At 71.9% G+C, this 19,495-nt stretch carries 22 protein-coding genes; 10 read left to right on the forward strand and 12 right to left on the reverse strand.

All coding sequences use genetic code 11. The annotated features are described in order from the left end of the window. Positions 1-3: 3 nt before the first annotated feature. Positions 4-1,059, reverse strand: a complete 1,056-nt coding sequence (locus FHU36_RS24935; RefSeq protein WP_185086282.1) for an iron ABC transporter substrate-binding protein — start codon at positions 1,057-1,059, stop codon at positions 4-6. A gap of 205 nt (positions 1,060-1,264) precedes the next feature. Here FHU36_RS24935 and FHU36_RS24940 point away from each other — a divergent pair, with 205 nt between their 5' ends. The 7 genes from FHU36_RS24940 to FHU36_RS24970 all read left to right on the forward strand — a co-directional run bounded on the left by FHU36_RS24940 (position 1,265) and on the right by FHU36_RS24970 (position 6,579). Continuing rightward, the gene (locus FHU36_RS24940) at positions 1,265-2,242 is read left to right on the forward strand and encodes an NAD-dependent epimerase/dehydratase family protein (RefSeq protein WP_185086283.1); all 978 of its coding nucleotides are present in this window, start codon (positions 1,265-1,267) and stop codon (positions 2,240-2,242) included. 33 nt (positions 2,243-2,275) lie between these two features. Next, entirely contained in the window at positions 2,276-3,217 is a 942-nt protein-coding gene (locus tag FHU36_RS24945; protein ID WP_185086284.1) for a 2-dehydropantoate 2-reductase N-terminal domain-containing protein, read from the forward strand. After that, on the forward strand, positions 3,214-3,588 hold the full coding sequence (locus tag FHU36_RS24950) for an ArsR/SmtB family transcription factor (protein ID WP_185086285.1): 375 nt from the start codon (positions 3,214-3,216) through the stop codon (positions 3,586-3,588). Before FHU36_RS24945 ends, FHU36_RS24950 begins: the two co-directional genes overlap by 4 nt. 65 nt (positions 3,589-3,653) lie before the next feature. Then, a complete protein-coding gene (locus tag FHU36_RS24955) occupies positions 3,654-4,055 on the forward strand; it encodes a hypothetical protein (RefSeq protein ID WP_185086286.1) in 402 nt (133 codons plus the stop codon). Between the two features lie 37 nt (positions 4,056-4,092). After that, on the forward strand, positions 4,093-4,452 hold the full coding sequence (locus FHU36_RS24960; protein WP_185086287.1) for a nuclear transport factor 2 family protein: 360 nt from the start codon (positions 4,093-4,095) through the stop codon (positions 4,450-4,452). Between the two features lie 102 nt (positions 4,453-4,554). After that, a complete protein-coding gene (locus FHU36_RS24965; protein ID WP_312891792.1) occupies positions 4,555-5,874 on the forward strand; it encodes an MFS transporter in 1,320 nt (439 codons plus the stop codon). 225 nt (positions 5,875-6,099) lie between these two features. Beyond that, positions 6,100-6,579, forward strand: a complete 480-nt coding sequence (locus FHU36_RS24970; RefSeq protein ID WP_312891793.1) for a Uma2 family endonuclease — start codon at positions 6,100-6,102, stop codon at positions 6,577-6,579. Between the two features lie 31 nt (positions 6,580-6,610). Here FHU36_RS24970 and FHU36_RS24975 read toward each other — a convergent pair whose 3' ends face one another. Next, positions 6,611-6,844, reverse strand: coding sequence for a hypothetical protein (locus FHU36_RS24975; protein ID WP_185086288.1), 234 nt, complete (start codon positions 6,842-6,844; stop codon positions 6,611-6,613). A gap of 114 nt (positions 6,845-6,958) precedes the next feature. Between FHU36_RS24975 and FHU36_RS24980 the strand changes: the two genes are divergently transcribed. Next, positions 6,959-7,531 (forward strand): Uma2 family endonuclease, encoded by a 573-nt coding sequence (locus FHU36_RS24980; RefSeq protein ID WP_246502841.1) that lies wholly within the window; start codon positions 6,959-6,961, stop codon positions 7,529-7,531. Positions 7,532-7,582: 51 nt separating this feature from the next. Here the strand turns inward: FHU36_RS24980 and FHU36_RS24985 are convergent, their stop codons facing one another. From FHU36_RS24985 to infC, 7 genes are all read right to left on the reverse strand, one after another. Further along, positions 7,583-10,138 carry a phenylalanine--tRNA ligase subunit beta gene (locus FHU36_RS24985; protein ID WP_185086290.1) on the reverse strand — a complete coding sequence of 852 codons (2,556 nt, stop codon included), beginning with the start codon at positions 10,136-10,138 and terminating at the stop codon, positions 7,583-7,585. Beyond that, positions 10,138-11,178 (reverse strand): phenylalanine--tRNA ligase subunit alpha, encoded by a 1,041-nt coding sequence (gene pheS, locus FHU36_RS24990; RefSeq protein ID WP_246502842.1) that lies wholly within the window; start codon positions 11,176-11,178, stop codon positions 10,138-10,140. Before pheS ends, FHU36_RS24985 begins: the two co-directional genes overlap by 1 nt. 141 nt (positions 11,179-11,319) lie before the next feature. Beyond that, the gene (locus FHU36_RS24995) at positions 11,320-12,402 is read right to left on the reverse strand and encodes a sensor histidine kinase (protein WP_312891794.1); all 1,083 of its coding nucleotides are present in this window, start codon (positions 12,400-12,402) and stop codon (positions 11,320-11,322) included. A 172-nt stretch (positions 12,403-12,574) separates the two neighbouring features. Then, a complete protein-coding gene (locus FHU36_RS25000; protein ID WP_185086293.1) occupies positions 12,575-13,378 on the reverse strand; it encodes a TrmH family RNA methyltransferase in 804 nt (267 codons plus the stop codon). A 128-nt stretch (positions 13,379-13,506) separates the two neighbouring features. Beyond that, positions 13,507-13,890, reverse strand: a complete 384-nt coding sequence (rplT, locus tag FHU36_RS25005) for a 50S ribosomal protein L20 (protein ID WP_101785231.1) — start codon at positions 13,888-13,890, stop codon at positions 13,507-13,509. 24 nt (positions 13,891-13,914) lie between these two features. Further along, the gene (rpmI, locus tag FHU36_RS25010) at positions 13,915-14,109 is read right to left on the reverse strand and encodes a 50S ribosomal protein L35 (protein ID WP_185086294.1); all 195 of its coding nucleotides are present in this window, start codon (positions 14,107-14,109) and stop codon (positions 13,915-13,917) included. A 126-nt stretch (positions 14,110-14,235) separates the two neighbouring features. Further along, on the reverse strand, positions 14,236-14,844 hold the full coding sequence (gene infC, locus FHU36_RS25015; protein ID WP_185087604.1) for a translation initiation factor IF-3: 609 nt from the start codon (positions 14,842-14,844) through the stop codon (positions 14,236-14,238). A 317-nt stretch (positions 14,845-15,161) separates the two neighbouring features. Here infC and FHU36_RS25020 point away from each other — a divergent pair, with 317 nt between their 5' ends. Together FHU36_RS25020 and FHU36_RS25025 are read left to right on the forward strand one after the other, a co-directional pair. After that, positions 15,162-15,416, forward strand: a complete 255-nt coding sequence (locus FHU36_RS25020) for a type II toxin-antitoxin system Phd/YefM family antitoxin (RefSeq protein ID WP_185086295.1) — start codon at positions 15,162-15,164, stop codon at positions 15,414-15,416. Continuing rightward, positions 15,413-15,835 (forward strand): type II toxin-antitoxin system VapC family toxin, encoded by a 423-nt coding sequence (locus FHU36_RS25025; RefSeq protein WP_185086296.1) that lies wholly within the window; start codon positions 15,413-15,415, stop codon positions 15,833-15,835. Before FHU36_RS25020 ends, FHU36_RS25025 begins: the two co-directional genes overlap by 4 nt. Here FHU36_RS25025 and FHU36_RS25030 read toward each other — a convergent pair. From FHU36_RS25030 to mltG (FHU36_RS25040), 3 genes are all read right to left on the reverse strand, one after another. Next, complete coding sequence (locus tag FHU36_RS25030) at positions 15,810-16,676, reverse strand: shikimate dehydrogenase (RefSeq protein WP_185086297.1); 867 nt, start codon at positions 16,674-16,676, stop codon at positions 15,810-15,812. The two genes, FHU36_RS25025 and FHU36_RS25030, sit on opposite strands and share 26 nt — an antisense overlap. 225 nt (positions 16,677-16,901) lie before the next feature. Beyond that, entirely contained in the window at positions 16,902-18,053 is a 1,152-nt protein-coding gene (gene mltG / locus FHU36_RS25035) for an endolytic transglycosylase MltG (protein WP_185086298.1), read from the reverse strand. Positions 18,054-18,288: 235 nt separating this feature from the next. Continuing rightward, positions 18,289-19,329 carry an endolytic transglycosylase MltG gene (gene mltG, locus FHU36_RS25040; protein WP_312891796.1) on the reverse strand — a complete coding sequence of 347 codons (1,041 nt, stop codon included), beginning with the start codon at positions 19,327-19,329 and terminating at the stop codon, positions 18,289-18,291. Positions 19,330-19,495 lie beyond the last annotated feature (166 nt).

Consider the following 19,495-nt stretch of genomic DNA (forward strand, 5'->3'; position numbering starts at 1 on the left):
GGGTCAGACCATCCCGGTTTCCTGGAGCATCGCCAGGGTCTCCTGGAGCGAGCTGAGCTTGCCGAGGTCGATCTTCGGCGCGTCGATGGACTCCAGCGGCGGCAGCCCCTCGACCTTGCTGGTGACGCCGGCCGCCAGCGGGTACTCCTTGGTCTGGTCGGCGAAGTAGGTCTGCGCCTCGGCCGAGAGCAGGTAGTCGACCGCCTTGCGGGCCGCGGCGGCCTGGTCGGCGCCCTTGACGACGCCGACGCCGGCGACGTTGACCAGCGCGCCGGGGTCGCCCTTGGCCGGGAAGTGCAGCTTGGCGGTCATCTTGCCGGCCCCGACCTCGGCGGCCTTCTCGAACCAGTAGTAGTGGTTGATCAGACCGAGGGTGATCTCGCCGGAGTCGACGGCGTCGAGGATCGCGCCGTTCTTCTCGTACACCTTCGGGTCGTTGGCCTTGAAGTCCTCCAGCCACTTGCGGGTGGCGTCGTCGCCGTCCAGGACCCGCATGCCGGTGACGAACGCCTGGAAGGAGGCGTTCGTCGGGGCGTAGCCCACCTTGCCGCGCCACTCCGGCCTGGTCAGGTCACGGACGCTGTCGGGCGCCTTGGCGGTCTTGCCGGGGTTGTAGGCGATGACGCGGGCCCGGCCCGACAGCCCGACCCAGGTGCCGTCGTGGGCGCGGTATGCCTGGCCGACCCTGTCCAGGGACTCCGGCGGCAGCGGCTCCAGGCGGCCCTGCCCGGCGAGGGCGCCGAGCGCTCCCGCGTCCTGCGACAGGAACAGGTCGGCCTGGGTCTTGTCGCCCTCCTCCAGCAGCTGGGCGGCCAGCTCGGCACTGTCGCCGTAGCGGACCTCGACCTTGCCGCCGGTGGATCGCTCCAGCTTCTGGAGCAGCGGACCGATCAGCGCCTCGTCGCGCCCGGAGTAGACGACGAGCGGGGAGGCCTGCCGGGCGGCCGCGGTCGTGGAGCCGGGGGCGGCCTCCTGGCCCTGGCCGCCGCAGGCGGCGAGGAGCGGAGCGAGGAGGGTGGCCGCGGCGAACGCGGCGAACCGGCTGGTGGTGGTGCCCATGACGTGCCTTCCTGGGTTCTGCGTGCACCTCATGATTAGGTGTGCCTTACCTAAGCGTCAACGGTTTTGCCCAATCTGAGACTTCGGACACTGCCGTACCCCCTGTCGGGTTCGGTGCCGGGGTCGGGGCCGGGATCGCTCCCCGGCGCTTCGCCGGTAGTGAAGTCACTTGCCGCCGCGCCGGCCGGTCCGGCTGACTGGACGAATGCGGATCTTGGTTCTGGGCGGCACCCGGTTCATCGGCCGGCGGGTGGTCGAGGCGCTCGTGGCGCGGGGCGACGAGGTGCTCGTGGTGCACCGCGGGCAGAGCGAACCCGAGGGCGGCCCGGCCTGCCCCCACCTGCACGCCAACCGGCGCCACTTCGCCGCGGTGGCCGGGCGGGTCCGCGACTTCGCCCCCGATGCTGTGGTCGACACCTACGCGCTGACCCGCCGCGACGTGGAGGCGGTGCTGCCACACCTGCCCGACGCCCATCTCCTGGTGCTGTCCAGCGTGGACGTCTACCAGGCGTTCGAGGCGCTGCTCACGGGTGACCGCACGCCGGTGCCGGTGCCCTTCGGCGAGGACGCGCCCGTCCGCCGCTCCCGCCACCTCTACCGGGGCAAGGGCATGGGCCTGGACGACTACGACAAGCTGGACGTCGAGCCCGCCTACCTCGCACGCGGCGGCACCGCGCTCCGGCTCGCGATGATCTACGGACCGCACGACCAGCAGCGGCGCGAGGAGCCGGTGCTGCGGCGCGTGCGCGCCGGCCGCGAGCGGATCCCGGTCGGCCCGGGCACCGCGCTGGTGACCCGGCTGCACGTGGACGACACGGCCGCCGCCGTCCTCGCCGCGCTCGACCGGCCCGCGGCGGCCTCCGGCGAGGTGTTCAACATCGGCGAGACCACGTCCTACAGCATGCACGGATGGATGCGGCTGATCCTGCAGGCGGCCGGGCACGAGGCCGAGCTCGTCCAGGTGGCCGACGACGTGCTGCCCGCCGACCTGGCCCTGACCGGCGCGACCGTGCCGCACGTGTTGGCGAGCAGCCGCAAGGCGGCCGACCTGCTCGGCTTCCGGCCCCGGGACCCGGCGGCCGCCATCGCCGACTCGGTCCGCTGGCACCTGGCCCATCCCCCGGCCGACGCCTTCACCGACTTCGCCGAGGACGACCGCGCCCTGTCCTCCGTCTCGCGCTAGGCTGTCCATCGAAATATTTAAATATTCGCAAGGATGGCGCTGATGAAGGTGCTGGTGGTGGGCGCGGGCGCGCTCGGACAGGTCTTCGGGATGTGGCTGGCGGCCGGCGGCGCCCAGGTCAGCTACCTGGTCAGACCCGGCAGGCAGCACTGGGCGGCCGGGGACGGCGCGCCGGTGTACCGGCTGCGCCGGCGAGGCGGAGCCGTCGAGCAGCGGCTGAGGCCCCACCAGGTGGTGACGGAGCCGGCGGCCGGCCAGTCGGCCGGACAGTGGGACATGGTGTGGCTGTGCGTGGACTCCACGGCGCTGCCCGGCCCGTGGACGGCCGGCCTGCGCGCCGCGACCGGCGGCGCGACCGTGGTGACCATCGGCCAGGCGCCGCAGGACCACGCCGTCCTCACCCGGACCTGGCCGGCGGAGCAGATCGTCCAGGTGCGCCCGGCCCTCCTCGCCTACCCGGCGCCGCTGCCCGGGGAGAGACGCGAGCCCGGCATCGCGTACTGGGTGCCGCCCGGGAGCGCGCTCGGCGTCTCCGGGACGGAGCCGCGCGCCCGGCAGGTGATCGACGCCCTGCGGGCGGGCGGCGCGCGCGCCAGACGGACGCGGCGGGCGGGGGCCGGCGACATCACCGCCGCCCGGATGATCCCCACCATCGCCGCCCTGGAGAACGCGGGCTGGTCGATCGCGGCCACCCGGTACGCGGGCGCCGCCCGGGCGAGCCGGGAGGCCCTCGCCATCGCCGCGGCCCCGCACGGCAGGCGCGCCCCGCTCGCGGCCCCGGCCTGGGCCGTCGCCCTGGCCCTGCGCGTGCTCCCCCTGCTCGTCCCGTTCGACCTGCCACGCTACCTCGAGGCGCACTTCACCAAGGTGAGCGCGCAGACGCGGCTGATGCTCGACGGCTGGATCGCCGAAGGCGCGGCCCGCGGCCTGCCCGTCACCCACCTCAGGGCGCTGCGCGCCGAGGCGGCCGCATGAGCGGCCAGGCGGCCGCGCGGGACGTCCTGGCCCTGTTCGCCACCACCCGGCCGCTGTTCACCGCGCTGGGCGACGAACGCCGGCAGGAGATCATCGTGTTCCTGCTCGAATCCGCTGCTCCGCGCAGCGTCGGCGACGTCGCCGGCCACCTGGGCCTGTCGCAGCCCGCCGTCTCGCACCATCTGAAGATCCTGCGCGACGCGGGACTGCTCACCGTCCGCCGCAACGGCGCCCAACGCCTGTACGCGCTCAACGCGGCCGACTACCCCCGCCTGCTGGCCCCGCTGCGCGACCTGACCTCCTCGATCATCGCCTGCGCCACGGCTCCCGATCCGCCGGCTCCCGCTCGCCCAGCATTACCTGGCGCGTAATCGCGCTCCCTATGTCGTCGATGGCACTGTTCCAGGTGTCGGAACACGACCTCGAAGGAGCCAGAATGACCGCCTTGACCCTCACCTCCGACCGGACCAAGTTCCTGCGCCTCGCGCTCGCCGCCGACGCCGTCGTCACGGGGGTCAACGGCCTGGCCTACCTCGCCGGCGCGGATCTGCTCAGCGACCTGCTCGGGCCCGGCGCGGGCCTGCTGCGCGGGATCGGCGCCTTCCTCCTCGTGTACGGGCTGGGGGTCGGGTTCCTGGCGAGCCGTCCCGCCATCAGCGCAGCCGGGACCAGGACCGTGATCGCGCTCAACGCGGCCTGGGCCGTGGGCAGCGTCGCCGCCGTGGTGACGGGGGCCGCCGGGTTCACCGTGGCCGGCGCGGTGTGGGCGATCCTCCAGGCGCTGGTGGTCGCGGTGTTCGCCGAACTGCAGGTGATGGGCCTGCGCAGGACCCGCTGACCTGTCGTCCGTCACACCGAACCGAAAGGACACGCACATGAACGCCGAACTGGTCGAGCGGTACGTCGCCGCCTGGAACGAGACCGACCCCGGCGCCCGCGCCAAGGCCGTCGCCGCGCTGTGGACCGAGGACGCCACCTACACCGACCCGCTGGCCGAGGTCACCGGGCACGCCGGGATCGCCGCGGTGATCAAGGGCGCACAGGGCATGTTTCCCGGGCTCGTCTTCAGCCCCGGCGAGGTGTACGACGCCCACCACGACGTCGCCCGCTTCACCTGGCACCTCGGCCCGCAGGGCGGGGAGCCCGTGGCGGTGGGGTTCGACGTGGTGCAGCTCGCCGAGGACGGCCGGATCGCCCGCGTGCTCGGGTTCCTCGACAAGGCGCCCGCCGCCTGACCCCGTCCATGACGAAGGCCCCCGGGGACGCCCCGGGGGCCTTCGCCGTGGCCGGCGAAATGTGTTTGCCCTGCCGCGGCCTTGCCGCGAGAATCGGACCTCGTGTCCGAATCCGCGCCCTCGCCGTCGTCCGGCCCACCGGCCCGGGCCCGCCTGCGCGGCCTCATGCCGGACATCGGCCCGCTGCGCGAGTCGCGCGACTTCCGCCTGCTGACGGCGTCGGGCGTCGTCACCATGTTCGGCACGCTCATCACCATGGTGGCGGTGCCGTTCCAGATGAAGGAGCTCACCGGCTCCTACGTGGCGGTCGGTCTGGTGAGCCTGGCCGAGTTCGTGCCCATGGTGGTGTGCGGGCTGTGGGGCGGCGCCATCGCCGACGCCGCCGACCGGCGCACGGTCGTCCTGCTGTGCGAGCTCGGGCTCGCGCTCACCTCGGCGATGCTGCTGGTCAACGCCCTGCTGCCCGACCCGCAGGTCTGGGTGCTGTACGTGGTGGGCGCCCTGACGGCCGGCATCAGCTCGCTGCAACGCCCCAGCCTGGAGTCCATGCTCCCGCAGGTCGTCCGGCACGACCAGCTCGCGGCCGCCGCCGTGCTGGCCAGCCTGCGCTGGAACTTCGGCGCCATCGTGGCCCCGGCGCTGGGTGGGCTCCTGGTGGCCTCCTCCGGGGTCGCGGTCGCGTACGGGATCGACACGGCGAGCTTCGTGCTGTCGCTGCTGCTGCTGTGGCCGACCGCGTCACGGCCGCCCGCGAAGGACGCCACACCCGCCTCGCTGCGGTCGCTGGCCGAAGGCGTCCGCTACGCCGTCGGCCGGCCCGACCTCATGGGCACCTATCTGGTGGACATCGCGGCGATGGTGTTCGCCATGTCCACGGCGCTGTTCCCGTTCCTGGCCGACCAGCTCGGCGCGCCCCAGGCGCTCGGCCTGCTCTACTCGGCCGGCGCGGTGGGCGGCCTGGTCGCCTCGCTCACCGGCGGCTGGACCTCGCGCGTGCACCGCCAAGGGCTCGGCGTGGTCCTCGCGGCGGCGCTGTGGGGCGCGGCGATGGCCGCGGCCGCGCTGGCGACCAGCGTCTGGGCGGTGTTCGCCTGCCTCGCCGTGGCGGGCGCGGCCGACATGATCAGCGGCATCTTCCGCATGACGATGTGGAACCAGACCATCCCGGCCGAGCTGCGCGGGCGGCTGGCGGGCATCGAGCTGCTGTCCTATGCCAGCGGGCCGATGCTGGGCAACGCCAGGGCGGGGCTGATGGCCGACGTGGGCGGCATCAGGTTCGCGCTGGGAGTGGGCGGGCTGCTGTGCGTGGCCACCGTGGCGGGGCTGGGCGCCGCGCTGCCGGGGTTGCGCCGCTACGACGCCCGCACCGACGAGCACGCCCTCGCCGAGGAGGCCCGGCGTGCTGCCCAGGCGACCACCTGACCTCCCGCCTCCGGGCTTGGCATTGTGCCGCACGCGGCACGAACCGGGCGTGCTGAGCGGTTCACCGACCGTGAACGCGGTAGGTTGCCGACGTTGGACCATGACGGCAGAAGCGGTGAGTCTCGAGATGGCGCCACCTTCGCTCCCCGACCGGGTCTTCCCGCCCCCTGAGGGCTTCAGGGCCGAAGACTCGATCACATTCCGGATCTGCCCGCGCACACAGAGTTGATCGATGGAAGCCTGGTCTTCGCCAGCCCCCAAGTCTCCTTCCACACATTGGCCGTGGACCTGCTCGTGGCCGGTCTCCGCAGAATCGTCCCGGCGAGCCTGCGCGTCCGCAGGGAGATGGGCGTCATCCTCGACGCCGACCAGCGGCCCGAGCCTGACATCTGCGTCATCGCCGCCGGCGCGGACCGCGGACCGGAGCAGACGTTCTATCGGGCGCGGGAGGTCCTGCTCACTGTCGAGGTCGTCTCGCCGGAGTCCAGGACGCGCGACCGGGAGCGCAAACCCACGCTCTACGCCAAGGCCGGGATCCCGTACTTCTGGCGCGTGGAGAACGAGTCCGGCAGGCCGGTCGTATACGTCTACGAGCTGGACCCGGCCACCCGCGGGTACGAGCTCACCGGCATCCACCACGACCGGCTCAAGGTGAGCGTGCCGTTCGAGATCGACATCGACCTCACCGAGATCGACGCTCTCTGACGCGGATGTAAGGCCCGACGGACGGCGCGGCCTACCCGCTCTCCCGCCACCCGTCGTAGCGCTCCACCAGCGCGTCCACCTCAGCCAGCCGCCCCTGGTCGATCCCTTCGGCCACGACGAGCCACTGGGCGTCCTCCGCGTCGTCCTCCCCCGCCAGCGTCTCCCGCACCACGCGCGGCACCCCCGCCTGCGGGAACCACTCGCCCAGCGTCTCCGCCACCTCCTCGGCGTCGTCCCGCTCGGCGAACACGAATAGCTGCCTCATGGCATGGCATTGTGCCGCACCCGGCCCGAACCGGGCGTGCTGAGCGGTTCACCGACCGTGAACGCGGTAGGTTGCCAACGTTGGATCATGACGGCAGAAGCGGTGAGTCTCGAGATGGCGCCACCTTCGCTCCCCGACCAGGTCTTCCCGCCCCCTGAGGGCTTCAGGGCGGACCTCGATCACATTCCGGATCTGCCCGCGCACACAGAGTTGATCGATGGAGGCCTGGTCTTCGCGAGCCCTCGGCGAGACTTCCATACCTCGATGCTGTTCCTCGTGCACACCGAGCTGCGCCGCTCAGTTCCTGAGGGATATCGGGTCCGCCGGGAGATGAGCGTCAAGCTCGGGCCCGAACAGCGACCGGAGCCGGATCTCATCATCGTCCCGCAGGCCGTCGTCCGGCTCGACGCCACCTACTACGACGGCAACGACGTGCTGCTGGCCGCGGAAGTCGTCTCCCCTGACTCGGAAGAGCGCGACCGCAAGCGCAAGCCGTCGCTCTACGCCGAAGCCGGCATCCGCCACTACTGGCGCGTGGAGAACGAGTCCGGCAGGCCGGTCGTCTACGTCTACGAACTCGACCCGGCCACCCGCGGGTACGCGCTCACCGGCATCTACCACGACCGGCTCAAGGTGAGCGTGCCGTTCGAGATCGACATCGACCTCACCGGGATCGACGAGGTGTGACCCACGACGAAGGGGCCCGGTAGCCGTACCGGGCCCCTTCGCACAGCGCGGTCAGGCGCCCCGCAGGTGCGCCCCCACCCGGTCGGCCGCCATCGCCACGGCGGCGTCGCGGGCGGCGGTGGTCTCCTCCACCGTCAGCGTGCGGTCCTCGGCGCGGAAGCGCAGCGTGTAGGCGAGCGACTTGTTGCCCTCACCCACCTGCTCACCCGCGTACACGTCGAACAGCCGGACCGACTCCAGCAGGCCGCCCGCCCCGTCGCGCAGTGCCGCCTCCACGTCGGCCACCGGCGTGAAGTCGGGCACGATCAGCGCCACGTCCTGCGTCGCCACCGGGTAGGCCGACACCTGCGGCGCCTGGACCGGGCCCGGCATGACCGGCTCCAGCCGTGACAGCTCCAGCTCCATCGCCGAGGTGCGCGGCGGCAGCCCGTACGCCTCGACGACGCGCGGGTGCAGCTCACCGGCGTGGCCGACGAGCGTGTCACCGGCGTAGAGGGCCGCGCACCTGCCCGGGTGCCACGGCTCGTGCTGGTCGGCGACGACCGACAGCTCGACCCCGGCCTCACCGGCGACGATCCGGGCCGCCTGCACGGCGTCGGCCCAGCACTCCTGGCGTCCGCCGCCCCACCAGCCGGACCGGTCGAACTCGCCGGCCAGCACGACCGCCACGCGGTGCGGCTGGTCGGGCAGCGCGGCCGCGACCGAGGCCAGCTCCTCGGCGCTCGGCCTGCGCTCCACGCCGAGCACCGGAGCGGTGGCGGGCGCGCCCTCACGCGGGCGGTAGACGGCGCCCGACTCGAACAGCGTCACGTCGGTGAAGCCGCGCCCGACGTTGCGCACCAGGGTCTTCAGCAGCCCCGGCAGCAGCGTCGTGCGCATCAGCGGCTCGTCCTCGGCCAGCGGGTTGACCAGCCGGACGGCGCGGCGGCGCGCGTCGTCGGCGGGCAACTGGAGGTGGTCGAAGTCGGTCTCGCTGACGAACGGGTAGGCCAGCACCTCGACGTAGCCGGCCGCGGCCAGGGCCCGGCCGACCCGCCTGCGCAGCCGCTGCCCCTCGGTCAGCCCGGCCCCGGCCGGCGCCTTGGGCAGGATCGACGGCAGCCGGTCGTAGCCCTCCAGCCGGATGACCTCCTCGGCGAGGTCGTTGGGGTCGGTGAGGTCGGGCCGCCACGACGGGGGCGTCACGGTGATCATCTCGTCGCCGGTGACAGCCAGCTTGGCCGCCAGCTCGCCGCCGGTCACCACGCCGGTCGGGTCGACGCCGCCCCGGCGCACGGCCGGGTCGTCGCCGTCGGCGACCGTGCAGCCGATCTGCTCCAGCCGACGGACGACGCTCTGCTTGGCGTACGTGACGCCGGCGACGGCGCCGGGGTGACCGGCCGGCATCGCGATGCGGGCCGGGTGCACGTCGCTCTCGGCGTGGGTGACGCCCGGCTGGACGGTCGCGCCGCCCAGCTCGGCCAGCAGCTGCGCGGCCCGCCAGGAGGCGACGAGCGGTAGTTCGCGGTCGACGCCGCGCTCGAAGCGCTTGGACGCCTCCGACACGAGCCGGTGCCTGCGGGACTCGCGGGAGATGCCGGTGGCCGAGAAGTGGGCCGCCTCGATGACGATGTCGGTCGAGGCGTCGGAGATCTCGGTCGCCAGGCCGCCCATGGTGCCCGCCATGGAGATCGGCCCCGACTCGTCGGTGATGAGGATGTCGTCGGGGTCGAGGTCGCGGACGACGTGGTCGAGCGTCTCCAGCCGCTCGCCCGGCCGCGCCCGGCGCACGACGATCTCGCCGGTCAGCTTGGCCCGGTCGAAGGCGTGCAGCGGCTGGCCGAGCTCCAGCATCAGGTAGTTGGTGACGTCGACGGCCAGCGACACCGGCCGCATGCCGGCGCGGGCGAGCCGTACGCGCATCCACAGCGGGCTCTGCGCGGCCGGGTCGAAGCCGCGGACCTCGCGCAGCACGAACCGGTCGCACGCGGTCGGGTCGGCGATCGACGCCGGCCACGCCTGCCCGGTCTCGGCGGGCAGCTCGACGTCGGCGGGGTCGCGGAACGGCACGCCGAACGCGATGGCCGCCTCGCGGGCCACGCCCCTGATGGACAGGGCGTAGCCCACGTCGGGCGTGATCTCGAGTTCGAGGACGTCATCGCGCAGCCCGAGCAGGTCGGCGACGTCGGCGCCGATCGGGGTGTCGGGCGGCAGCACCATGATGCCGCCGTGGTCGTCGGTCAGCCCCAGCTCGCGCTCGGAGCAGATCATGCCCTCGGACATGCGCCCGTAGGTCTTGCGGGCGCCCACCTCGAACCCGCCGGGCAGCACGCCGCCCGGCAGCACGACCGGCACCCGGTCGCCGGCGGCGAAGTTGGTGGCGCCGCAGACGATCTCGCGCGGCGTCGCCTCACCCACCTCGACCTTGCAGTGCCTGATCGGCTTCTTGAAGCCGGCGAGCTCCTCGATCTCGAGCACCTCGCCGACGACGACGTTCTTGACGTCGTGACCGTAGGAGGTGATCGCCTCGAGCTTGAGCCGGGCGGCCGTGAGCTTGTCGGCCACCTCCTGCGCCGTGACCGCGGGGAGATCGACGTACTCCCGCAGCCAGGAGAGCGGGACCTTCATCAGATCTCCATTCCGAAGGGAAGCGTGAAGCGGGTGTCACCCTCGACCATGTCGCGCATGTCCTCGACGTTGTGGCGGAACATCAGCGTCCGCTCGATGCCCATGCCGAACGCGAACCCGGAGTACGTCGACGGGTCCACCCCGCAGGCGACGAGCACGCGCGGGTTGACCATGCCGCAGCCGCCCCACTCGATCCAGCCCTCGGACTTGCAGGTGCGGCACGGCGGGTTGCCGGGCACGGCGGAGGCCCCGCGGCAGACGAAGCACTTGAGGTCCATCTCGGCCGACGGCTCGGTGAAGGGGAAGTAGTTGGGCCGGAACCGGGTGGTGATGCCCTCGCCGAACATCACCTCGGCGAACCGGTCGAGCGTGCCCTTGAGGTGGGCCATCGTCAGGCCCTCGTCGATGGCCAGCCCCTCGACCTGGTGGAAGACCGGGGTGTGGGTGGCGTCGAGCTCGTCGGTGCGGAAGACCTTGCCGGGCGAGATGACGTAGCAGGGCACGCCGCGCTCCAGCAGCGCCCGCACCTGCACGGGCGAGGTCTGGGTGCGCAGCACCATGCCCGAGTCGGCGGAGCCGACGAAGAACGTGTCGTGGTCGGAGCGGGCCGGGTGGTCGGTGGCGATGTTGAGCGCGTCGAAGTTGAACCATTCGCCTTCGAGCTCGGGCCCCTCGGCCACCTCGTAGCCCATCGCGACGAAGGTGTCGGCGATGCGCTCCTGCATGGTGGTCAGCGGGTGGCGCGCGCCGCGCGGCCGGCGGTCCCACGGCAGGGTGACGTCGACGGCCTCCTCGACGAGCACGCGGGCGTCACGCTCGGCCTCCAGCTCGGCCTGCCGGGCGGCGAGGGCCTCGTTGATGGCCCTGCGGGCGGCGCCGACGCGCTTGCCCGCCTCGGCGCGGCCCGCCGGGGGCAGGGCGCCTATCTCGCGGTTGGCCAGGGCGATGGGCGAGCGGTCGCCGGCGTGGGCCAGGCGGGCCTGCTTGAGTGCGTCGAGGCTGCCGGCCGACTTGATCGCATCGAGGGCTTCGGCCTCCATGCGGGACACCTCGTCGGCATGCAACGGTGTGACCTCGACGGGGTCGTAGTCAGACAAGAGTGAGCTCCGTATCCAGGGCTTGAGCGGTCAAGAGTCTAACGGGGACGCCCACCGGCCGACTCGCTCGTGAGGCCTCGGGCTTCAGGCGAAGTCGGGCGCGCCGGTGGGCACGGTAAATCGGAACTCCGCGCCACCCTCGGGCGCCCGCTGCACGGCGATCGTGCCGCCGTGGGCCTCGACCAGGCCCTTGACGATGAACAGGCCCAGCCCGGTGCCGCCGCGCCTGCGGCTGTTGCCCCGCCAGAACTGCCGGAAGACGCGCGGAGCCAGCTCGGGCGCGATGCCCTCGCCCTCGTCGCGCACCGACACGGCTAACCCCCACCCGACGGACTCGATCTCGATCGTCACGGTGCCGCGTCCGTGCCGCACCGCATTCTCCACCAGGTTACCGAGAATCTGGTCGATCTTGTCCTGGTCGAGCCACATCTCGGGCAGATCGGCGCCGGCGAGCAGGCGGAAACGGTCGTCGGGCTCGCCCGCGGCGACCCGACCGGCGATGATCCGGCGGACCCTGGCGGGCACGTCGACGACGTGGCGGTGCAGCTCCAGCCGCCCGGACTCGATGCGTGACACGTCGAGCAGCTCGGTGATCAGCCGGGTGACGCGGTCGGCGTCGTTGTTGACCGTCTCGAGCATGACGCGCTTCTGCTCGTCGGTGAAGCGGGTCCACTTGGCCAGCAGTGTCGCGGTGAAGCCCTTGACGCTGGTCAGCGGCGAGCGCAGCTCGTGGGCGACCGTGGAGACCAGGTCGGCGCGGCTGCGCTCCAGCCGGGCGCGGGCTCCGCCGTCGCGCAGCGTGATGGCGACCCGGACGACGTCGCCACCGCGGGCGGGCTCGCGCACCAGGCGGGCGGCGACGTGCAGCTCCTGGCCGGCGGGCAGGTGGAGCGGCCGCTCGGGCACCCTGCTGCGGGTGCGCAGGCCGCCATGCGGGTCGAGGCCCTTCCACCACTCGCGGCCGTCGTGGTCGCGGAAGGGGAACACCTCGTCCATGTCGCCGCCGACGGCGCGCTCGGGGCTGACGCCGGTCAGCCGGGCGGCGGCGCGGTTGACGGCGAGCACCCGGCCGAAGCCGTCGGCCACGATGAGCCCGTCGGGGAGGTCGTCGATGGCGATCGTGCATGCGGGCGAGACCTCTGGACCACCGGTGTCTGCGCCGTGCACGACCTCGCCTCCTCCGCCTACAAGGCCGACAATAGCGGGTTTCCCGCCGCCTGGGGGACTCGCGGAACGCCTCCCTATGGGTCCGGCGGGGAGCCGCGGTGGATCTCGGTGAGGCCCTCGCGGATCCATCTTGTGGATCTACCTGGGAGATCCACAAGGACGGCCGGTGCGTTCAGGGATGTCGTCGAGCCCGCGCGGAGGAGTAGAGGCACACGGCGGCGGCCGTCGCGAGGTTGAGGCTCTCGGCCTGCCCGTAGATGGGCACCCGCACCACGTCGTCGGCCTCGGCGAGCACCTCCTCCGGCAGACCCCACGCCTCGTTGCCGAAGATCCACGCGGTGGGCCCGGACAGGTCCACGTCGTCGAGCGTGTGCTTGCCCGCGCCGTCTGCCGCCAGCACGCGCAGCCCCTGCCGCCTGAGGTGGCGCACGGCCTCGCTCACCGGCACGCCGATGGCGACCGGCAGGTGGAAGAGGCTGCCGGCGCTGGCGCGCACGCACTTGCCGTTGTACGGGTCGACGGAGGCGTCGGTGAACACCACGGCGTCGGCGCCGGCCGCGTCGGCGGTGCGCAGGACGGTGCCGGCGTTGCCCGGGTCGCGCACGTGCGCGAGGACCGCGACCAGGCGCGGCTCGGCGGGCAGAGCCTCCTCCAGCGGCACGTGGACGAGCCCGCAGACGGCCAGCAGACCCTGGGGGGTGACGGTCTGCGACAGCTCGGCCATCACCTCGCCGCTGACCCGGTGCACGGGCAGCCCCCGGGCGGCGGCCTCGCCGACGATCTCGGAGTGGCGTTGCTCGGCCTCGGCGGTGGCGAACAGCTCCAGCGTCACGCCGTCGAGCCGCAGTGCCTCGCGAACCGCCTGCGGGCCCTCGGCCAGGAACTTGCGGTCCTGTTCGCGGAAGGCGCGTTTGGTCAGCCGCCGGGCGGCCTTGACCCTCGGTGACCTGAGGTTGGTCAGCTCCGATCCCGCCATGCGTCCCCCTGTCTGCGCCCTGCCGGACAGCCGGAAAAGCCTTGGGGCTGGAAAGCCCTGTAGATGGAAAAAGGGCCCACCCTGAGGTGGGCCCCTCGTCTAGAGCCCGGCTGGGCTCGTCACACGCCTCAGCTCGCGGCCGGAGCGTTCACGTTCGCCGGCAGCGCCTTCTTGGCGGCCTCGACGAGCGTGGCGAAGGTCTGGCTGTCGTTGACCGCGAGATCGGCGAGGATCTTGCGGTCGACCTCGACGCCCGCCAGGCGCAGACCCTGGATCAGGCGGTTGTAGGTCATGCCGTTCTGACGGGCCGCAGCGTTGATGCGCTGGATCCACAGACGGCGGAACGCACCCTTACGGTCCTTGCGGTCCCGGTAGGCGTACGTCATCGAGTGGAGCATCTGCTCCTTGGCCTTGCGGTAGAGCCGCGACCGCTGGCCACGGTAACCGGTTGCCCGCTCGAGGACGACCTTGCGCTTCTTCTTGGCGTTGAGCGCCCGCTTCACGCGTGCCATGTTTCTTCTCCCCGGGGGTTCGCGCTACTTGCCGAGCAGCTTCTTGATCTTCTTGGTGTCGGCGTCGGAAAGGACGACCTCGTTCTTGAGACGGCGCGTCAGCGTGGACGACTTCCACTCGTTGTAGTGCGCGCGGTTGGCACGGCGACGCTTGATCTTGCCTGAACCGGTCACCCGGAACCGCTTCTTCGCACCGCTGTGCGTCTTCATCTTCGGCATGTTCGCCGTCTCTCCTCAATTCGGTCGTGCCGGTGGCCGGGCCGGTGCTGGCCGACCCGGTCGCGGCTGCTTTCGTCTGCTGGTGGCCTGTTCGGGGTGCGCTGTAAGGCTAACCCCTACGGCGGGTCACGCTTCCTGTACGGAAGGCTCCTCGCTGCCACGCTGGGCCTTGGCCGCCGCCTTTTCGGCCTTGGCCTCCGCCTTCTTCTTGTGCGGACCGATCACCATGATCATGTTACGGCCGTCCTGCTTGGGCTGGGACTCCACGAAGCCGAGCTCCTGGACGTCCTCGGCCAGCCGCTGCAGCAGCCGGAAGCCGAGCTCCGGACGGGACTGCTCGCGGCCACGGAACATGATCGTGACTTTGACCTTGTCCCCCGCCTTGAGGAACCGCACCACGTGACCCTTCTTGGTCTCGTAGTCGTGCGGGTCGATCTTCGGCCGGAGCTTGATCTCCTTGATGATCGTGTGCGCCTGATTCTTGCGCGCCTCGCGCGCCTTCATCGCGGACTCGTACTTGAACTTGCCGTAGTCCATGAGCTTGCACACGGGCGGTCGAGCCGTGGCCGCGACCTCGACGAGGTCGAGGTCGGCCTCCTGGGCCAGCTTGAGGGCATCGTGAATCGAGACGATGCCGACCTGCTCGCCGTTCGGGCCCACGAGGCGAACCTCGGGAACTCGGATACGCTCGTTGATGCGGGGCTCAGTGCTGATGGGGCCTCCTAGGTTTGCGATCCCTACGTGCTCGTCGTGCCGGGGAGCTTCACGCGATACGCGAAAAGCCCCGCACGTCGCGCATGCGGGGCCACTGAGCTTTTCGGCGTCGTGGCCTCAAGCTCCCCGGAGTAGTCCGGCGTGATCCTGGACCCGGCCACCTCTCGGCGACCCGGGTGGGAGGGAGACCTCCGCTTGCGCGTCCAGCAAGCCATGCCGGACCGATCAGAGAGCTACATTACCACAACCACGGACGATGCTCGAATCTTCCCTTCCGGGCGGCATCGGCGCACCAGACTGTGCAGTCAACCTAGTCTGTCTAGACAGGAGAGTGCCGAGTGACGACGTGGCAGTTGCAGGAGGCCAAGCAGCGATTCAGCGAGGTGGTGCGCCGGGCTCACGACGAGGGCCCCCAGATCGTGACGCGCCATGGCGAAGACGTCGCGGTGGTCCTTGACATGGCAGAGTATCGGCAGCTCAAAGGCAAGGAACCGGACTTCAAGGACTTCCTCCTCAGCGCGCCCGACTGGGACGACGACATCGAGTTCCCCCGTAGCCGGGACCTGCCCCGCGAAGTGGACCTGGGCTGGTGAGCGTCGGCTATCTCCTCGACACCAACGTCGTCTCGGAGGTCCGCAAGCGAAACGGCGATTCCCGGGTGAAGTCCTGGATCGACGCCTCACTCGGCCCCACCCTGCACGTGAGTGCGATGACCATCGGCGAAATCCGGCATGGCATCGATCTGCGCAGGCGACGCGATCCCCGCCAGGCACTCGTCCTCGAGCAGTGGCTCGCCCGGCTCTACGAGTCGTTCCGGGATCGCATCGTTCCCGTCTCCTCCGAGATCACGGAGGAGTGGGGGCGTCTCAACGTCATCCGCCCGATGCCGGCCGTCGACGGCCTGCTGGCCGCCACGGCGAAGGTGCACGGCTGGAGCGTGGTCACCCGCAATGTCAAGGAATTCGCCGGAACCGGCGCGACCGTGATCAACCCGTTCGAGTGGCCCGGCTGAGGAGTTCGGCCTCGCCGGCCGCGCGCATGGCCTCCACCGGGACGTCCGTGCGGCCCGTCATGAGCTCCACCTGCCGGACCGCCTGGTGGAGCAGCATCGCGAAGCCGCTCACGACCACGCCGCCCGACTCCCGCACGGCCGAGGCGGCCCGGGTGGGCCAGGGCGAGTAGACGACGTCGAACAGGGCGGGCACGCCGGCCAGCAGGTCCGCGTGGGCGTCGGCCGCGCCGCCGGGCAGCGTGGAGACCACCAGGTCCACCTCGAGCCGCGTGGTGAGCTTGTCGAGCGTCTCCACCGCGAGCGCCACGCCGAGCCGTTCGGCCACCCGTACCGTCTCCCCCGCGCGGGCGGGGTCGCGGACGAGCAGCGTGACGCCGTGCACGCCGAGGCCGCGCAGCGCGGCGAGCGCGGAGGCGGCCGTGGCGCCGCCTCCGAGGACGGTCGCCGAGCGGGGCGCGGGCACCCCGGCCTCGGTGAGCGCCTGCTCGATGCCGTGGACGTCGGTGTTGTCCCCGTGCGCGGCGCCGTCGCGGAACACCACGGTGTTGGCGCCGCCCACCTCCAGCGCGAGGTCGGAGACCGTGTCGAGGAGCGGCAGCACGGCCCGCTTGAGTGGCATGGTCAGCGACAGCCCCGCCCAGGCGTCGTCCGGTTCGCCGGCTCCTCCCGGACGCCCGCCGCGCACCGGGTGGAGGCCGCGCAGCGTGGCGGGCAGCGACGCCTCGTCGCACTCGACGGCCTCGTAGCTCCACCCGGCCAGCCCCATCGCCGCGTAGGCGGCGCGGTGCAGGCAGGGTGACAGCGAATGCCCGATCGGCGACCCCATGACCGCGGCCCGCATGATCACCTGCTCCCTTCGACTGGCAAGCACCCTACCCCGGCCGCGCCCGTCGCCCGCTCCCGGACCGGCCACAGATCGAGCGGGGCCGCGAGCCCGAGCCGCGAGCCTGAACCCGAGAACCCGAGCCGGGGCCGGGAACCCGAACCGGGGCCGGGGCCGGGGCCGGGAACCCGGGCCGCGAGCCGGAGCCAGCCGCCCCTCGGGGGGCGGCCCCGGTCGCCCTGCTCAGCCGCCGTTCTTGCGGTACTCCGCCAGCAGAGCCTGCCGTTCGGCCTCGGTGGTGGCGAACTTGGTGACGTTGCTGTTCGGGTCGGTGGCGACGAAGTACAGCCAGGGGCCTCTGGCTGGGTTGAGGGCCGCCTCCAGCGCGTGCTCGCCCGGGTTGGCGATGGGTCCGGGCGGCAGGCCCGGCCACATGTACGTGTTGTACTTCGAGGGCGTCTTGAGCTCCTCGTGGGTCGCGGCCGTGCCGTACTTGCCGAGCGCGTACATGACCGTGCTGTCCATCTCCAGCTTCATCGCCGGCTGGCGGTTGAGGCGGTTGTAGATGACGCGGGCGATCTTCGGCATGTCCTCCTGGCGGCCGGCCTCGGCCTGGATGATGCTCGCGATGATCACCATCTCACCGGCCGTGTAGCCGAGCTTCTTCGCGCCGTCCTCCAGCTCGACCTTCTCGGCCGTCTCGTGGAACCGCTCGACCATCGACGACAGGATGTCGGCCGGCGTGGTCTTGGGCTGCACCTCGTACGTGGACGGGAACGCGTACCCCTCCAGCCTGTTCCTGGCGTAGCCGGGCAGGTCGAGCTGGCGGGTGTTCTTGGCGGCCGTCTGGAACTCCTTGAGCGGCTTACCCGTCTCCTCGGCGAGCTTGGTGAGGGTGTCGGACAGGCGCAGCCCCTCCTTGAGGGTCACGCTCTCGACCAGCCGGTTGTTCCCCTCGAGCATGGCCACGGCGTGGGCGGCCGACATGCGCTTGCGCATCGTGTACTGGCCCGGTTGCAGCTTGTTGCTCTTGCCGGCGCTGTCGAGGGCGTTGGTGAACGCCCTGGCACTGGCGACGACCCCCTGCCGTTCCAGCTCCAGCGCCACGTCGGAGGCGATCTGGCCGTCCTTGATCTCGATGATCACCTCCCCCTGTCCCTGGCCGGTGAAGTCGGCGGGAACGAGGGCGCCGCTGATCCACTGGTAGCCGAAGTAGCCGCCACCACCCAGGACGCCGACGAGGATGATCACGGCTAGGAGCGGGGCGATGAAGCCGCCCCGGTTGCGGCGTCTGCGCCGCCTGCGGCTCCCGCGTCTGCCGGAACCTCTGGAGCGCCTGCCACGACCCTCGTCGTCTTCGGCGCCGAGCAGGAAATCCATATCGAGCTCGCTCATAGGTGCGCTGGCCAATCTCCCGGCGCGGGCCGCCCGGCGTCAAGCGGACGGACCGAACCGTTCGGGATTACCGGGGGGAACGGGGGGATCCACCGGACATGCTCGCACACCCGGGGAAGTTCACTCTGGGTAGCCGTACCCGGGGACAGGAAGGAACGAACCGGCGCCCCGGCGCGAGGGCGCCGGCTGGAGATCACGCCGATCCCCCGCAGGGTGGAGGGTGTCCCAGCGAGCATCAGTTCGTCCCGAGGTTCTGGTGCAACTCTTCCCGGTATCTCACGAACTCGCTCTCTTTGTCGGTGAATTTGGTGATTCTATGCGCCGGATCAGTGGTAACAAACCAGTACCAATCGCCCTTCGCCGGTCGTAGCGCCGCCCTCAGCGCCTTCCTGCCGGGGTTCGAGATCGGTGCCGGCGGCAGTCCCGCGCGCGCATAGGTGTTGTACGGCGAGCGGACCCGCAGATCCCGGCCCGCGACCCGCAGCGTCCGCCTGCCGAGCGCGTAGGTGACGGTCGCGTCCATCTGCAGGGGCATGCCGCGCCTGAGCCTGTTGTAGATCACTCTGGCGATCTTCGGGTAATCGGCGTCCCGGCCGCCCTCCGCCTGCGCGATGCTGGCCACGATGACCGCCTCCAGCGGCGTCAGGTGCACCCGGGCCGCACGGGCCTCCAGGTCGAGCTGCCGCGCGACCGCGCCGTACCGCTCGACCATCGCGGCGAGCACATCGACGGCCTTGGCGTCGGGCTCGACCTCGTACGTGGCGGGGTACAGGAATCCCTCGATCCCACGGGCATAGGGTGGCAGCCCGACCAGCTCGGGTTCGACCGCCCGCAGTTCGCGAAGCGGCAGCCCGGACTGGGCGGCGATGCGCCGGAACGCCTCGCCCACCCGCATCCCCTCAGTCACCGTGACCCGCCGGACCACCCTGGAGGCCGGGGCGAGCAGCAGGTCGAGCGCGGCCGCGGCGGCCATGCCGGTGCGCAGCCGGTAGTGGCCCGGCCTGAGCCGGTGGGCCACCGCACGCGTCTCGGCCGCGTTGACGAAGGACCGGGCGCTGGCCACCACGCCGCTGCCCGCCAGGGTCTCGCCGATGTCGCCCGCGGTCGCGCCCGGCCGGATCCGGACGGTCACGGCACCGCTCCCGGCGCCCTCGTAGTCGTCCGGGTCGAGGTAGGGCTTGAGGACGGCGTACGCGCCTGCGCCCAGGGCGAGCGCGGAGGCCGCGATGCCCGCCGTGAGCGCCACCCCCCTGCGGGTGGGCACAGGCAGGGGCACGGCCCTGCGGGTGGGCGCCGGCACCATCCTGCCCAGCGCCGTCCCGAGGGCCGCGCCGAGCCCTGGCGGTCTGCGCTGGGCCCGGGATGCCGGGCGAGGCGGCCCTCGCGGGTGCACCCGCCTCCCCCGTCACACCCCTGGAGTCGCGCTCCCCCCGACCGACACG

The sequence above is a fragment of the Nonomuraea muscovyensis genome (genome assembly GCF_014207745.1).
Classification (GTDB): Bacteria; Actinomycetota; Actinomycetes; order Streptosporangiales; family Streptosporangiaceae; genus Nonomuraea; species Nonomuraea muscovyensis.

Excerpts from the sequence above, each read along its gene's own strand:
- FHU36_RS24935 (WP_185086282.1), bottom strand. The coding sequence starts at position 1,059 with ATGGGCACCACCACCAGCCGGTTCGCCGCGTTCGCCGCGGCCACCCTC.
- FHU36_RS24940 (WP_185086283.1), top strand. The coding sequence starts at position 1,265 with ATGCGGATCTTGGTTCTGGGCGGCACCCGGTTCATCGGCCGGCGGGTG.
- FHU36_RS24945 (WP_185086284.1), top strand. The coding sequence starts at position 2,276 with ATGGCGCTGATGAAGGTGCTGGTGGTGGGCGCGGGCGCGCTCGGACAG.
- FHU36_RS24950 (WP_185086285.1), top strand. The coding sequence starts at position 3,214 with ATGAGCGGCCAGGCGGCCGCGCGGGACGTCCTGGCCCTGTTCGCCACC.
- FHU36_RS24955 (WP_185086286.1), top strand. The coding sequence starts at position 3,654 with ATGACCGCCTTGACCCTCACCTCCGACCGGACCAAGTTCCTGCGCCTC.
- FHU36_RS24960 (WP_185086287.1), top strand. The coding sequence starts at position 4,093 with ATGAACGCCGAACTGGTCGAGCGGTACGTCGCCGCCTGGAACGAGACC.
- FHU36_RS24975 (WP_185086288.1), bottom strand. The coding sequence starts at position 6,844 with ATGAGGCAGCTATTCGTGTTCGCCGAGCGGGACGACGCCGAGGAGGTG.
- FHU36_RS24980 (WP_246502841.1), top strand. The coding sequence starts at position 6,959 with ATGGCGCCACCTTCGCTCCCCGACCAGGTCTTCCCGCCCCCTGAGGGC.
- FHU36_RS24985 (WP_185086290.1), bottom strand. The coding sequence starts at position 10,138 with ATGAAGGTCCCGCTCTCCTGGCTGCGGGAGTACGTCGATCTCCCCGCG.
- pheS (WP_246502842.1), bottom strand. The coding sequence starts at position 11,178 with ATGGAGGCCGAAGCCCTCGATGCGATCAAGTCGGCCGGCAGCCTCGAC.
- FHU36_RS25000 (WP_185086293.1), bottom strand. The coding sequence starts at position 13,378 with ATGGCGGGATCGGAGCTGACCAACCTCAGGTCACCGAGGGTCAAGGCC.
- rplT (WP_101785231.1), bottom strand. The coding sequence starts at position 13,890 with ATGGCACGCGTGAAGCGGGCGCTCAACGCCAAGAAGAAGCGCAAGGTC.
- rpmI (WP_185086294.1), bottom strand. The coding sequence starts at position 14,109 with ATGCCGAAGATGAAGACGCACAGCGGTGCGAAGAAGCGGTTCCGGGTG.
- FHU36_RS25030 (WP_185086297.1), bottom strand. The coding sequence starts at position 16,676 with ATGCGGGCCGCGGTCATGGGGTCGCCGATCGGGCATTCGCTGTCACCC.
- mltG (WP_185086298.1), bottom strand. The coding sequence starts at position 18,053 with ATGAGCGAGCTCGATATGGATTTCCTGCTCGGCGCCGAAGACGACGAG.